Source organism: Alphaproteobacteria bacterium, assembly GCA_035625915.1.
In the GTDB taxonomy this organism is placed as follows: domain Bacteria; phylum Pseudomonadota; class Alphaproteobacteria; order JACZXZ01; family JACZXZ01; genus DATDHA01.
Window position 1 is genome coordinate 1 of record DASPOR010000138.1, and the last position, 14,167, is coordinate 14,167.

Annotated in this window: 11 protein-coding genes; 6 read left to right on the forward strand and 5 right to left on the reverse strand. The window is 60.2% G+C overall.

Going from position 1 to position 14,167, the window contains the following annotated elements:
* Positions 1-1,611, reverse strand: a 1,611-nt coding sequence (locus VEJ16_11065; GenBank protein ID HYB10202.1) for a DUF3141 domain-containing protein, incomplete at its 3' end; no start/stop codon positions are given.
* A gap of 518 nt (positions 1,612-2,129) precedes the next feature.
* Here VEJ16_11065 and VEJ16_11070 point away from each other — a divergent pair.
* The 6 genes from VEJ16_11070 to fabI all read left to right on the forward strand — a co-directional run bounded on the left by VEJ16_11070 (position 2,130) and on the right by fabI (position 10,642).
* Positions 2,130-3,206: an efflux RND transporter periplasmic adaptor subunit gene (locus tag VEJ16_11070; GenBank protein HYB10203.1), complete on the forward strand. Its 1,077-nt coding sequence runs from the start codon at positions 2,130-2,132 to the stop codon at positions 3,204-3,206.
* Positions 3,203-4,294: an efflux RND transporter periplasmic adaptor subunit gene (locus VEJ16_11075; GenBank protein HYB10204.1), complete on the forward strand. Its 1,092-nt coding sequence runs from the start codon at positions 3,203-3,205 to the stop codon at positions 4,292-4,294. The genes VEJ16_11070 and VEJ16_11075 overlap by 4 nt, the downstream gene beginning before the upstream one ends.
* A 43-nt stretch (positions 4,295-4,337) precedes the next feature.
* Positions 4,338-7,436, forward strand: coding sequence for an efflux RND transporter permease subunit (locus VEJ16_11080; GenBank protein HYB10205.1), 3,099 nt, complete (start codon positions 4,338-4,340; stop codon positions 7,434-7,436).
* A 276-nt stretch (positions 7,437-7,712) separates the two neighbouring features.
* Positions 7,713-8,654: a phosphate acetyltransferase gene (locus tag VEJ16_11085; GenBank protein ID HYB10206.1), complete on the forward strand. Its 942-nt coding sequence runs from the start codon at positions 7,713-7,715 to the stop codon at positions 8,652-8,654.
* Between the two features lie 7 nt (positions 8,655-8,661).
* Positions 8,662-9,846 (forward strand): acetate/propionate family kinase, encoded by a 1,185-nt coding sequence (locus VEJ16_11090; protein ID HYB10207.1) that lies wholly within the window; start codon positions 8,662-8,664, stop codon positions 9,844-9,846.
* Positions 9,847-9,859: 13 nt separating this feature from the next.
* Positions 9,860-10,642 carry an enoyl-ACP reductase FabI gene (fabI, locus tag VEJ16_11095; protein ID HYB10208.1) on the forward strand — a complete coding sequence of 261 codons (783 nt, stop codon included), beginning with the start codon at positions 9,860-9,862 and terminating at the stop codon, positions 10,640-10,642.
* A gap of 22 nt (positions 10,643-10,664) precedes the next feature.
* Here fabI and VEJ16_11100 read toward each other — a convergent pair whose 3' ends face one another.
* The 4 genes from VEJ16_11100 to VEJ16_11115 are packed head-to-tail and all read right to left on the reverse strand — an operon-like array spanning position 10,665 to position 14,138.
* Positions 10,665-11,435: an SDR family NAD(P)-dependent oxidoreductase gene (locus VEJ16_11100; protein HYB10209.1), complete on the reverse strand. Its 771-nt coding sequence runs from the start codon at positions 11,433-11,435 to the stop codon at positions 10,665-10,667.
* Positions 11,432-12,505, reverse strand: a complete 1,074-nt coding sequence (locus VEJ16_11105; protein HYB10210.1) for a 2-dehydropantoate 2-reductase — start codon at positions 12,503-12,505, stop codon at positions 11,432-11,434. Before VEJ16_11105 ends, VEJ16_11100 begins: the two co-directional genes overlap by 4 nt.
* A complete protein-coding gene (locus VEJ16_11110; GenBank protein ID HYB10211.1) occupies positions 12,496-13,197 on the reverse strand; it encodes a creatininase family protein in 702 nt (233 codons plus the stop codon). Before VEJ16_11110 ends, VEJ16_11105 begins: the two co-directional genes overlap by 10 nt.
* Before the next feature lie 29 nt (positions 13,198-13,226).
* A complete protein-coding gene (locus VEJ16_11115) occupies positions 13,227-14,138 on the reverse strand; it encodes a succinylglutamate desuccinylase/aspartoacylase family protein (GenBank protein HYB10212.1) in 912 nt (303 codons plus the stop codon).
* Positions 14,139-14,167: the final 29 nt, after the last annotated feature.

Below are 14,167 nucleotides of genomic sequence, written 5' to 3' on the forward strand. Positions count from 1 at the left end.
GAAGAACATCAGCTCGGTCAATCCGTCGCGAAGGTCCCGCCATGCATCGAGCGCTGCGACGATCTGGCGGGAGAGTCCTTGCTCGGCGGCCGCGAGTGGATTATCGGCCGCAACGGGCATCCGGTTCTTACGCACCCATTCGGCGGCTGCCTTGAGGGGCGACATGGTGGGGTTGGAATCGCCGAACAATTCGTATTGCAATTCGAGCGGATGCAATTTGTGCATCCAATTCGCACCCGCGGCGGGCGACATGGCGCGGATGAGTGGCTGCAGATACGTGCGATAAAGCGCCAAATTGATCTCCGACACCTTGGCAACAGCGGCGAAGCTACGTTCATCGGCGGCGTCGTTGCCACCGATTGCGCGGATATCGGCGAGGGTCCGCGCTTCGCAACTCATCACCCAATCGCCCGAGGCAAGGTCCGCACCGGGCGTATCGGCGGTCTTCTTTTCGAATTTAGCCTCGTAAAGCCCCGGGGGCAGCACATCGATGAGATCGATGTTGCTCGAGAACTCGCTGTGCTCCTTTCGCGCCACCCCGCTGGATACGAATATCCCCAAGTGGCCGATGGTCTCGTGGATTGTGTAGACGATTGTCTGGCCGTGAGAGCGGATGTCGTCGACATCGTCGTAGAGATCGAGAATCCATTGGAGCGCTTGCTGAGGCGGGGTGATGTTGTCGCCCTTCGAGCAGAACACGACGATGGGCGACTGGATATTCCGCAAATCGATCGTGTAGCCCTTTGAAGTCTCGATTTCGCCAGCGACCAGCTTGTTGCCGACGAAAAGCTCGTCGACGATGAATTGGATCTCCTCTGAATTCAGTTTGACATGGCCGCCCCACCACCGTTCGAAGCCGAGATAGCGCTCGGCCTCGGTATCGACCTTCGAATAGAGGTTATATTGCTTAGTCCAATACGTGTTCGAGGGATTGAGATTCTCGAAGTTCTGAACCAGCCAGGAACCGTCGAACTTGCCGTGACCAAGGTCGCTGGTGAGTGCCGCAAGCCAGCTCCCGCCAAGAATGCCGCCGGTATATCGCATGGGATTTTTGCCGCGTACGCCAGCCCAATAGGAGAGCGGCGATCCCGCGAGAATAATGGGCCCGAATAGCCCGGGACAGACAGCGGCAAGCATCGCAACCGCCCAACCGGCCTGGCAGTTGCCGATCACGCATGGTTTGCCGTCGGCATCGGGATGAAGGGCAATGACTTTTTCCAGGAACGCCGCTTCCGCACGCGCGATATCTTCGATCGTTTGGCCGGGCATCGGGTCGGGCAGAAAGCCGATGAAATAGCAGGGATGGCCGGCCTTGAGCGCTTCCCCGATTTCGCTGTCCGCCTTGAAGCCGCCGATGCCAGGGCCGTGACCAGCGCGTGGGTCAACGACAACGAAAGGACGGCGCTTCGGATCTATCGAAGCTCCCGCCGGCGGAACGATACGCACAAGCATATAGTTGACCGGCCGCTCGAGCGTCCGGCCGTCCACCACAAGCTCGGCCTTGTAGTCAAGAACGTTCGGTGCCTTCATTGCAATATGTTCTCGATACTGATTGCCGCGCTGGCGCATAACGTCCCAGAACAACACAGTTCTTTGTGCCGCATCGACCATGTAGGCTGAAAACGGATTTGCGAACGGCGCGAACGCACCGAATACTGGCCGTGGTTGAACGGTCGAGCCCTGGGACTTTTCGATCGCTGACATCGTGACACCTTTCGCTTATGACGCCTGATCCGCACCCGTCGCTTCGATCGACGCGGATTTTCGCTCGCTGGTAAACATTAGAATACACTAATTTGCAGTTGTCATATCGCTCTTTGACCTGTGTCAATCGTCACACAACGTTCACGCGCTAGAGCTGCTCTGCGGCCGGGCTGCGCGGCAAAGTGAGCCGTAAAATCGACAGCCTCATAGTGCTCAGTCGCGCCGTAGGGTTTGCCAGTTGCAATGAACCGACTATAGTTTCCGTACGGGTTCCGGGTATCGTGATGCAGGACACTGTAGAGCGTTTCTAATAAAGCCGGTGCGTGCCCGTTTTGGGCGGTCGACCATTTGCCGAAGAGTGGAGTCAATGTTTTAAGTTGTGCCTTCGATGAAGCGTGGTGGGTGGGACCGGAGGGGGTCGAACCATGGCACCAAAGACCACATTGGCGATATTGTTCGCAAGCTTGGCACTCGGCGCGTGCGAACATAAGCCGACGACAACGGCCAAACTCACCGCCGTGCACGTAACGACCGTCCACATGCAGGACTACGACCAAACTCGTGCGCTAACGGGAGAGATCGAATCCCGAATCCAAAGCGATCTCGGGTTCCGAATCGCTGGAAAGGTGATCGCGCGACCGGTCGACGTCGGCACGACCGTTAGGCAAGGAGATCTGCTTGCGCGGCTCGACGAACAGGATCAGCAGAACGCGCTCAGCGCCGCCCAGGCCGATCTCGCTGCAGCACAAGCGGAGCTCACGCAAACCCAAGTAGAAGCACAGCGCCAGCGCGACCTGCTCGCAAAAGGGTTCACGACCAAAATCCGCTTCGACATCGCGGAAAAGAACTACCGTGCAGCACAGGCCCATATGGACTCCGCCAATGCCAGCGTCCAAATCGCGAAGGACAACGTGTCCTATACGGAACTGAAGGCGGACCGCGACGGAACCATCGTCGCAACGGGCGCTGAGCCGGGACAAGTCGTGACAGTTGGGCAGATGATCGTGCGTCTGGCGCAACCCTCCGAAAAGGAGGCCGTCTTTCGAATCGGAGGGGCGAGGCTAAATCTGGCGCCCGAGATCAAGTCGGTCGAGATTGCGCTCGTCGAAAACCCCGCAATCGTCACCCACGGCCAAATCCGGGAAATTTCGCCGGGAGTCGATCCGGTCACGCGAACCTACACGGTCAAGGTGGCACTACCCGATGCACCCGACACCATGCGCCTCGGTGCCACCGTGATCGGCACCGTTAAGCTCCCACTCGAGCCGGCTGTCGATCTTCCCTCGTCGGCCCTTTTCTCAACCAAGGCGGAAACGCCTGCTGTCTGGGTCGTGGATCGTGCGACCAGCACGGTTAGCCTCAAACCTGTGACGGTGGTGCAATACGACACTGGCACAATCGTGGTCACCGGAGGGCTCGATGTCGGCGAGCTCGTGGTTACCGGTGGTGCGATGAAGCTCAGGCCGGGCCAAAAGGTCGTCGTCAAGGACACCGGGACATGAGCCGTCAATCGACGAGACGGGTGCACATCGCCATGATCGCGGCCTTAGCCTTTATGACTACTGCCTGGAGCTGCGAAAAGGAGCATGTCGAGGAAGAACCGCTCATCCGACCCGTGCGCAGCATGACCATCGAGCCGCAAGCGCTTGGGGGCTTCATCGCCGTGACGGGTACGATCGAACCGCGCACGGAGGCGAATCTCGGATTTCGGATTGCCGGCAAGCTCATCGACCGGGCTGTGGATGTCGGCGACAAAATCGATCGCGACGACGTCCTTGCGCGACTGGACGATCAGGACCAGCGCAACGCCCTGGTTACCTCGCAGTCCAAGTTGGCCGAGGCGGAGGCCGAGCAGACCCGCGCGCGGAACGCGGAGGAACGTCAGCGCGTGCTCTTGGCCCGGGGTGTGGTGGCGCAAGCCGATTATGACCTTGCCTTGCGCGCGGCGCGCACAGCCGATGCAAAAGTCGATGCCGCCAATGCCGACGTGCGGGTCGCAACCGACCGTGTGAGCTATACGACGTTGACGGCGGATCAGGACGGCGTGATCACCGCAGTCGGCCCCGATGTCGGCAAGGTCGTGCAGGCGGGTGAGATGATCGTCCAAGTTGCACGCCCCGAGGATCGCGAAGCGGTGTTCCACGTTTCCGAGGCGATCCTGCGTAGCTCACCTGCAGATCCGGTCATCGAGGTCTCACTCGCCGAAGCACCCGGGGTCATGGCGACCGGCCACATCCGGGAATTCTCCCCGCAAGCCGATCCCGTCACTCGCACCCATGCCATACGGGTTACCTTGGAAAATCCGCCTGAGCTGATGCGCCTTGGCGCCTCGGTGACCGGCCGGCTCAAGGCTCCAGCCGAGGCCGTCGTGGAAGTGCCGCGCTCCGCCCTTCTCGAGGAGGCGGGCAAGACCCTGATCTGGCTTGTCGACACCAAGGATAAGACTGTGCATCGGAAGGAAATCGTGGCCGGCCCACCCGGTAAGGCGGGATATGTCATTGTTTCCGAGGGCCTTGGCAAGGGCGACGTCGTTGTCACAGCGGGCATTCATAGTCTCACGGACGGGCAACGCATCTTGCTTACCCCTTGATGAGCGACGACAACAACGTTGGCGAGGGTAAGAGACAGGCGCAATGACAGGATTCAACCTCTCCGAATGGGCACTGCGGCACCGGTCACTCGTCTGGTACCTGATGATCGTCCTGCTTGTATTCGGCGCGTTCTCCTATATCAATCTCGGCCGCGAAGAGGACCCGGCTTTCGTCATCAAGACCATGGTCGTCCAGGCCCGGTGGCCGGGTGCGACCATCGATGAAACGATCAATCTCGTGACCGATCCGATCGAGAAGAAGCTGGAGGAGACCCCGTATCTCGACTACGTAAAGAGCTACACGAAACCGGGCTCCTCCGTCGTTTATGTTTATCTTCTTGATTCAACTCCGCCCGATCTCATTCCCGATATTTGGTACCAGGTCCGTAAGAAGATAGGCGACATCCGAAGCACCCTTCCAAAGGATATCCAGGGGCCGGCGTTCAATGACGAGTTCGGCGACACGTTCGGCATAATTTACGCCTTCACCGCCGACGGATTCAGCTATCGCCAGCTCAAGGACTACGTCGAATCCGTGCGCACGGATCTAGCCCGCATTCCGAGTGCGGGCAAGATCCAATTCATCGGCATTCAGGACGAGAAGATCTATCTCGAGTTCCCAACGCGTCGCCTTGCCGGAATGGGTGTCGACCGCGATCAGGTCATCGCGAGCCTCCAGGCCCAAAACGCCCTTGCCCCAGCCGGCGTCATCGAGGCCGACAAGGAAAAGATCATCGTCCGCGTCAGCGGCGAGTTTTCATCGGAAGAGAGTCTTCGTGACATCAATTTGCACGCGAATGGCCGCTTTTACCGGCTCGTCGATCTGGCAGACGTCCGGCGTGGCTATACGGAGCCGCCCACGCCGATGTTCCGCTATAACGGCCAGCCCGCCATTGGCCTGGCAATCGGCATGGCCCCTGGCGGGAACGTGCTCAAATTCGGGAAGGAAGTCGCAGAGCACATCCGGCAATTCGAAGCCGCATTGCCGGTCGGCATCGGTGTTCATCTCGTCGCCGACCAGCCGGTGGTCGTCGAGGAGGCCGTCGCCGGGTTCATGAAAGCCCTCGAAGAAGCCGTGATAATCGTGCTCGTCGTGAGCTTCCTCAGCCTGGGTCTTCGCGCCGGGCTGGTGGTTGCGTGCTCGATTCCGCTCGTTCTGGCCATCACATTCGTCGGCATGGAGTTCGCGGGAATAGCGCTCCAGCGAATATCGTTGGGCGCTTTGATCATTGCCCTTGGGCTTTTGGTGGACGACGCCATGATCACGGTCGAGATGATGATCACCAAGCTCGAGGAGGGTTTCAACCTGGAGAAATCCGCGACCTTCGCCTATACCTTGACTGCCTTTCCGATGCTGACGGGAACCCTCGTCACCGTCGCAGGTTTCGTGCCGGTCGGCTTTGCCCGCAGCGGTGCCGGGGAATACTGCTTCTCCATCTTCTATGTCGTTTCGTTCGCACTGATCGTTTCCTGGTTCGTCGCGGTTGTCTTCGCACCGCTTATCGGCGTCTCGATCCTGCCTCGGGAGATGAAAAAGAAACATTCCGCGGAACCTGGACGATTAGGCCGAATGTTTCGCGCGGCACTTCGATTCGCAATGCGCGCAAAATATCTGGTGATCGTCGTGACAATCGCGGCGTTCGCCGCGTCGGTGTTCGGTCTGCGTTTCGTTCAGCAGCAGTTCTTTCCAGCATCCGATCGTCCCGAATTGCTGGTCAATTTGACGTTGCCGCAGGACAGCACCATTGACGCCACGCAAGCGACCGTCGACAGGCTTGAGAAAGTGCTTTCGACGGATCAGGACATCGCTCACTGGAGTTCCTATATCGGCCAGGGTGCGGTCCGGTTCTACCTTCCACTCGACGTGCAACTCGCGAACGACTACTTCGCCCAGCTGGTCATCGTGACCAAGGGTCTCGAGGAGCGAGAGCGGCTACGCGCCAAGCTCGATCGTCTCCTGAACGATGAATTCTCCGACGTCAACACGCGGGTGAGCCTGCTTGAACTCGGGCCCCCGGTCGGCTGGCCGGTTCAATACCGAATATCCGGTCCCGACATAGGCGACCTCCGCGACTATGCATACCAGCTCGCCGGCGTGATCGGATCGAGCCCCTATACCGAACTCGTCAACTACGATTGGAACGAGCCGAGCAAGGTTGTGCGCGTCGTGGTCGACCAGGACAAGGTTCGAATGCTTGGGATAAGTTCAGAGACGCTGCACGAGACGCTGCAGGCGACCGTAAGCGGAACGCCCTTTACTCAAGTGCGCGACAGCATTTATCTGATCGACGTCGTCTCTCGGGCCGGGACGGAGGAGCGCACCTCGCTCCAGACCTTGCGCAATCTTCAGGTGCCGCTTGCGGACGGGAGAACCGTACCGCTCGAACAGGTTGCCTCCTTGAGCTATGGGCTGGAACAACCGCTCATCTGGCGCCGCAATCAATTGCCGACGATTACCGTCCTCGCCGACGTCGTACCGCCAATCCAGGCTGCCACCGTCGTCAAGCAGCTTGAGCCAAGCATCCAGAATTTGCGCAAGAGCCTCCCGCCCAGCTACACCATCGAGGTGGGCGGCGTCGTCGAGAACAGCGAAAAGGGTCTCCGCTCGATCGTCGCGGTGTTTCCGGTCATGATTTTCCTGATGTTGACAGTGTTGATGATTCAGCTTCAAAGCTTCCAGAAGCTGATTCTCGTGATGAGCGTGGCGCCGCTCGGGCTAATCGGCGTCGTGGCCGCATTGCTGCCAACGGGCACGCCGCTCGGGTTCGTGGCGATTCTCGGAGTCGTGGCACTCATCGGCATGATTGTCCGAAATTCAGTCATTCTCATCGCACAAATCGACACGCACATAGAAGAGGGCGAACCGGCATGGGACGCGGTCATCAACGCAACCTTGCATAGGGTGCGCCCGATCCTGTTGACGACCGCCGCGGCAAGCCTTGGCATGATCCCCATCGCACCCGAGGTCTTCTGGGGTCCGATGGCCTACGCGATAATCGGCGGGCTGCTCGTTGCCACCGTGCTGACGCTTATCTTCCTGCCAGCGCTTTATGTCGCGTGGTTTCGCACCAAGGAATCCGTCGCGACGAAGGCGCCCGAGCCCAAGGAACATGGCGCGCACGCTCCGAAGTCGGCCGAGTGAGGCCGCGCGCCGACGGTAGCAAGTGGCTGTAGATTTTGGATAGAGGACGAAATACCGGGTTGCGGCAGCCATTCATGACCTGCTACGCCCGCGCATGATGCAAATCAATGAACGATTTTGATAACGATTTATGTTTCGGCCTCCCCCCGTTGGGAAAGACGGCACATAGCGTTGCCAAGTACGAGACATTCTAGTCAATCATGATCTCGGTTTCCGTTACGCGAATGCAAAATTACCCATTTGGCCCTGACGATAGGTGGTGCGATGGAAAGGATCGTGGCGAAGCGGCACGACAAATACGATCGACTAATCGCTCGCGCGAAAACACTCCGGCCGGTTCGGACGGCGGTGGCGCATCCGTGCGATGAGTCTTCGCTGGGCGGTGCGGCGGAGGCAGCCAAAATCAGGTTGATCGAGCCGATTTTGGTTGGGCCGGCGGAGCGAATTCGGAATGTAGCAAAGAAGGAGGGTATCGAAATATCCGCCTTCCCACTGGTCGACGCACCCCACAGCCACGCCGCGGCGGAAAAGGCAGTCGAACTGGTGCGCACCGGCAAAGCGGACGCGCTGATGAAGGGCAGCCTTCACACCGATGAACTTATGGCGGCCGTGGTTTCCCGCGAAGGCGGATTGAGGACGGCACGAAGGATCAGTCATTGTTTCATCATGGACGTACCAGGTCATTCGGATCCGCTCATCATCACCGACGCAGCCGTGAACATCGCGCCAACCTTGGAGGAGAAAGTCGACATCGTCCAGAACGCGATCAATCTCGCGCACGACCTCGGTGCGCCGGAGGTGCGCGTGGCGATCCTGTCCGCGATGGAGACTATCAACCCGAAAGTTCAGTCGACCCTGGAGGCGGCGGCACTTTGCAAAATGGCCGATCGCGGCCAGATCACCGGCGGTATCCTTGACGGTCCGTTAGCGCTCGATAACGCGATCGACCCCCAGGCCGCTGAGATAAAGAACATTAAATCGCCGGTGGCGGGGCGCGCCAATGTGCTCGTGGTTCCAGATCTTGAGGCCGGAAACATGCTCGCCAAAAGCCTTTCGTTCCTGGCGGGTGCGGACGCAGCCGGGATTGTTCTCGGCGCGCGGGTTCCGATCATCCTGACAAGCCGTGCCGACTCGCTTTTGACGCGACTGGCGTCATGCGCTGTCGCCTCCCTCATCGCGGAGGCTCGCCGCACATCCGCTGCCAAGGCAATCGCATAGGAATCCAATGGCCGATTTCGTACTCGTCCTGAACGCGGGATCATCGAGCATCAAGTTTTCGGTCTTCAAGGCCGAGGTGCCTGACCCGGCCTGCGAACTTAACGGGCAGATCGAGGGGCTTTACGCGAGCGCGCATTTCATAGCGCGTGACGCCAAAAAAAACTTGCTCGACGAAAAACGTTGGCCCGAGGGCGAGAAGGTCGGCCACGACGTCGGCTTGGCCTACCTGACGCAGTTTCTCCGCAACTATCGGGGCGAACGTCGCGTCCTCGCGGTCGGGCATCGCGTAGTCCATGGCGGCGCGGAGCATTCGCGCCCAGCACTGATCGACAAAACCTTGGTTGCACAACTGGAGAAACTTTCCCCCCTCGCACCTCTGCATCAGCCGCACAATCTTGCGGCCATCAAGTCTCTTTTGGAATTGGCCCCGCAAATCCCGCAGGTGGCGTGCTTCGACACGGCATTCCACCGGACGCATCCCGAGGTGGCGCAGGCGTATGCGCTGCCGCCGGAAATTACGATGCGGGGCGTGCGGCGATATGGCTTTCATGGGCTCTCCTACGAATATATCGCGTCGGTTCTACCAAAAATCGATCCTCGATCGGCGGCCGGCCGGGTCGTCGTCGCACACCTTGGCAATGGCGCAAGCATGTGCGCGATCCACGCCGGGAGAAGCATTGCCAGCACGATGGGATTCACAGCCATCGAAGGCCTGCCGATGGGCACGCGATGCGGCAACCTCGACCCCGGGGTCATCCTCTTTCTCATGGACGAGCTTGGGATGGACGCGCGCGGAATCGAGAAACTGCTTTACACCCGCTCCGGCCTCCTCGGTGTTTCCGGCGTGTCGAGCGACATGCGCGCCCTCGAGGCGAGCACGGAACCCCGCGCCAGGGCCGCAATCGATTTATTCGTCTACCGCATTGGCCGTGAGCTTGGTTCCCTGGTCGCTGCACTCGGTGGATTGGACGCGATCGTTTTTACCGCGGGCATTGGCGAAAACTCCGTTGCGGTCCGGTCGCGCGTGTGTGGTGACGCCCAGTGGATCGGAGTTAAGCTCGACGCGACCGCGAACGAACGGCATGGTCCCCTGATCTCGGTGAGCGAAAGTCCGGTCCGTGCCTGGGTGATCCCAACGAACGAAGAACTTATGATCGCCCGTCATACCCTTCAACTCGTTGGCGCGGCTTGAGAGCGAGGCGGACATGGCAAGCGAACACAAGGCTCTGATACTGCATGGCAAGAAGGCGCTGGTGGTCGGGGTCGCGAACGAATACTCGATCGCGTATGGATGCGCCAAGGCGCTCCGCGAAGTCGGCGCCGATCTCGCGATAACCTATCTCAACGAGAAAGCGAGACCGTTCGTCGAGCCGCTTGCGAAAGAGGTCAGTGCAGCGATTTTCGCGCCCCTCGACGTCTCCATCGCCGGCCAGACCGAGCAAGTCTTCCAGTCGATCCGCGATAAATGGGGCCGCCTTGACATATTGGTTCACTCGATCGCGTTCGCGCCGAAAGAGGATCTGCAAGGTGGGCTGCTCAACTGCTCCGCGGAAGGTTTCGCCAAGGCAATCGATGTCTCGTGTCACTCTTTTGTGCGTCTCGCCAAACTGGCAGTACCCTTGATGACCGATGGCGGAACGATGATGGCCATGAGCTATCACGGCGCAAGCAAGGTCGTGCCGAATTACAACGTAATGGGGCCCGTCAAAGCCGCACTCGAGGCGGTCTGCCGCTACCTCGCTTATGAGCTGGGCCCGAAGCGAATTCGAGTGCACGCCATATCGCCAGGCCCACTCAAGACCAGGGCCGCATCGGGTCTCAAGGACTTCGATCTGCTGCTCACCGAAGCGATCGAGCGCGCGCCCGTCGGCGAGCTCGTCGATATCATGGATGTCGGATTTACCTGCGCCTTCCTTGCCACTCCGTTCGCCCGTCGATTGAGCGGGAGCACGATCTACGTGGACGGCGGCATGAACATCATGGCTTGATTTGGCAGGAATCGTGCGGGCGTCACTTGCCCCCGCTCACCGCAAGCACCTGCCCCGTGATCCAGCCGGCATAGTCCGAGGCAAAGAAGAAAACGGCATGGGCGATATCGTCGGGCATGCCGAGACGGCGCATCGCGATGCTCTCGACTAGGCGCCTCTGGCCCTCCGGACCGTAGGACTCCCATTGCCGCTCCGTCGTAGGGTTGGAGCGTACAAATCCGGGGGCGACGCTATTGACGGTGATTCCGAATGGCCCAAGCTCGTGCGCAAGCTGGCGCGTCAAACCGATCAGCGCCGATTTGGCCGCGGCATAGGCTTGGATTCCTGTCAAGCTGACACCGAGCCCCGCGACACTCGAAATATTGACGATGCGGCCGGCCCGTCCCACTTTCATCGCGGACACCACGGCCTGGCTCAAATTGAAAGCGCCGGTCACATTCACGTCGAAGATTTCCTGCCATTGACCCGCGCGTACCGCCTCGATCGGCTGCCCAACCTGGCCGCGTACCCCACCTGCGTTGTTGACAAGCACATCGACACGCCCTCGGGCCGCGAGCGCTTCTTCCACAAAATTGCCGACGGCGGCACGGTCCGTGACGTCGACCGTCCGGACGACCATCGCGCCACCTTCCATAGGCCTTGCCTCGGCGGCGGTCACGCGCAAGCCGGCCTCGTTCACGTCGCACGCCCACGCAACGGCGCCGCGCGCCACAAAACCGTGCGCAATGGCGCGGCCGAGGCCGTGACCGCCGCCGCTCACGATAACCGTCTTGCCGCTGAAGTCGATTTTCATCGCGCAGGTCCCCTCTGGAAGATCACGTCCGCGGAAGCCTGCACCTGGGCGAGCGCCTCGGCGAGTCGGCCAAGATTTGTGCGCTCCAGGCCGAGCCTACCGTCCTCGATATCGTGGATGAGTGCCACCAGTCTGCGGATCAACGGGCTGCGACGACCATGCTTTTCGCCGATCTCGGCGATGATCGCGATTTGCGCGTCGATCTCGGTCTTGCGCTTGCGCACCGCCAGGTCGCGCCAGATACCGCTGTGGGACTTCGCCGATTTTCGATTGTGTGCAACCATCGCGGCGATGGAGCGCGCGAGTTGAGCGGGGTTCGCACCGACTGTAAAGGCGTCAGGATCGAAGCCATTGAACCCCTCCGGCTTGACGCCCTCTACTTCTGCAACCGCCATCACTTCGCGGCCCAAGGCACCGTAGAGGTCGGCGTATTCTTCGATGGCAAGAGCGTCCGCGATTGAGTCGTTGGTCAGTGCTGTGGCGAACAGCAACGTACCGTAGCCGAGCTTTCCCCAGAGATAGCCCCAGATGTTCTCCGTGACGATTGCTTCGGGTTCGAAGTCGCAGATCTCTTCATGCAATGCGGTCAGGCGTGGCGTAGTTTTTCCGTCGAGTTCTCCGAGAACAACGGCCCCGCGTCCGCCGTAGAGCACCACACCCGGTTCAAGATAGTCCGCACCGAAATTCACGAACGCGCCAATCGTCCGATTCCAACCGACAATGCTTGCTATGACAAGCTCATTGAGGCCATTCTGCATCGAAACGACATAGCCGTCGGACGACAGGAAAGGGCGGAGGGCGTTGGCGGCCGCTTCGGTATGGTGCGCCTTGACGCAAAGGAGAATTCGCGCGAAGGAGCCTGACAGCCGGTTAGGCGTGTAGGCCGGTGTCTTCACGTCGAATTGCGCGATCGGCCCCTCGATTCGAAGGCCATGCCGTTCGATAGCCGCGACATGCTCGACAACGTTATCAACGAAGATCACCGCGTGACCGGCACGCGCGAGGTGTGCACCGATCGTGCCGCCGATCGCACCAGCTCCCCAAATCAGGAGCGGTTCCGTCAATGCCACGGCCCCTCGATCGCGCCGCGCGTCTCGTCCACGGCGACCGACCAGAGCGCGAGCATTTCCTCGTCCGGGCGTTGATAACGGCCGCCAAAATTGCCATCCTCGATGTAGTCGCGCACTTGCGTGGGATTCATCATGCGCAGGCGTTCGGTTTCGATCATTGTCTTGCTTCCGCCCGGAAGCGCGATATTCGGCACCCGCGTCCAGGGAAAATTCTCCATCCACGACGCGTGGCTTGCGACCGGATCGATCTCTTGTACCTTCGCCCAAGTTTTTGGCGCGTTCCACCAATTGTAGAACCGCGCCGTAACGCCGGGGTTTTCACTCATCCATTCCTGAAAGAAAGCGCCGGCAGGCGCATTCCCGCCATGGCCGTTCACGAAAAGGATGCGGCGAAACCCTCCCCGCTTCAAGCTTTCGAGGACGTCGCGGACGAGTGACAGCAGCGTTTCGATTCGCAAGCTCACTGTGCCGGGAAAAGCTGTGAAATACGGCGTTATCCCATAGTTGAGCGCGGGAAAGACCGGCACGCCGAGTGGTGCCGCAGCCTCGACGGCGACGCGTTCGGCGAGAATGAGGTCGACGCCGAGACTCAGGTAACTGTGCTGTTCGGTGCTGCCAATCGGCACAACCGCACGGTCGTCGCTTCGAAGGTAAGTTTCGACCTGCATCCAATTCATTTCGGTGACGCGCATACGCCTGCCCCTCCTGAAAATATGCACCGTCAGACGGCAATACCAATCAACGCCTGGTTTGCATTGACCGCAAGGCTCGTGAGGTTGTAGAGCACCGGCCCGCTATGCTCGGCGAGAATCGGCTTCTCCCAGGCGCCCACAATATCGTAGATCGTGCCGATCCGCTCACCGCGCTCCACGGTCGCGCCGGGCGACACGGCCGGATGCCAGAAACCCGCGGCCGGCGACACCATTACCTCCATCCGGCAAAGCCTTGGCGACGGCATACCTGTCGTGCTCGCCGCGAGCATCCCAAGGTGGGCCATGATCCGTTTTACCCCGGCCTCGAGCCAGCCGACGCTTTCCTCGCTCCAGAGGCCGTTCGCACCCGACTCGAGGAGAACGGCCGGCACACCCGCCGCAGCAGCGGCCGTGTAACTGTGCCCGCGTGACTGGCTGCGCACGGCGAAGGGCAAGCCGCTTGCAATCGCGATCGCCTCGCTCGGCGAATGCCCGGCGGGAAAGATCGAGAACGGAGTCAGTGCTTCGACGACGTCGCCACTGTGCAGGTCGATGTAAGCATCCATGCCCGAGATTGCCGTGCCGAGCAGCCAGGCGGTAAGTCGTTCGCTCGCACTGCCGCTACTGTTGCCAGGGAACATGCGGTTGATGTTCTTGTCATCCGATGGATTGAAAAATGCGCGATGGGTCCAGAATGCCTTGATGTTCACGATATGCATGATGACCAACTCGCCCCGAAGCTCGCCGGGCGATATTGACGCGAGACGGCGCGCCGACTCGATTCCGGAATATTCGGCGCCATGTATCCCGGCGGACACGATGAGCTTCGGACCGGGCGCTCGTCCGCGAACGATCGTGCAGGGTAGAGACAGGCCGGCTTCGGGCTCGACATAGCCGCGCCAGCATTCCTTCCCAACACTTTCCGCAATTTTGAGTGGCATGTCGGCACCTCCCTCCACCCGCGTCCATA

Bases quoted from the DNA above. Each gene is read 5' to 3' on its own strand.
- VEJ16_11070 (HYB10203.1), top strand. From the start codon at position 2,130: ATGGCACCAAAGACCACATTGGCGATATTGTTCGCAAGCTTGGCACTC.
- VEJ16_11075 (HYB10204.1), top strand. From the start codon at position 3,203: ATGAGCCGTCAATCGACGAGACGGGTGCACATCGCCATGATCGCGGCC.
- VEJ16_11080 (HYB10205.1), top strand. From the start codon at position 4,338: ATGACAGGATTCAACCTCTCCGAATGGGCACTGCGGCACCGGTCACTC.
- VEJ16_11090 (HYB10207.1), top strand. From the start codon at position 8,662: ATGGCCGATTTCGTACTCGTCCTGAACGCGGGATCATCGAGCATCAAG.
- fabI (HYB10208.1), top strand. From the start codon at position 9,860: ATGGCAAGCGAACACAAGGCTCTGATACTGCATGGCAAGAAGGCGCTG.
- VEJ16_11100 (HYB10209.1), bottom strand. From the start codon at position 11,435: ATGAAAATCGACTTCAGCGGCAAGACGGTTATCGTGAGCGGCGGCGGT.
- VEJ16_11110 (HYB10211.1), bottom strand. From the start codon at position 13,197: ATGCGCGTCACCGAAATGAATTGGATGCAGGTCGAAACTTACCTTCGA.
- VEJ16_11115 (HYB10212.1), bottom strand. From the start codon at position 14,138: ATGCCACTCAAAATTGCGGAAAGTGTTGGGAAGGAATGCTGGCGCGGC.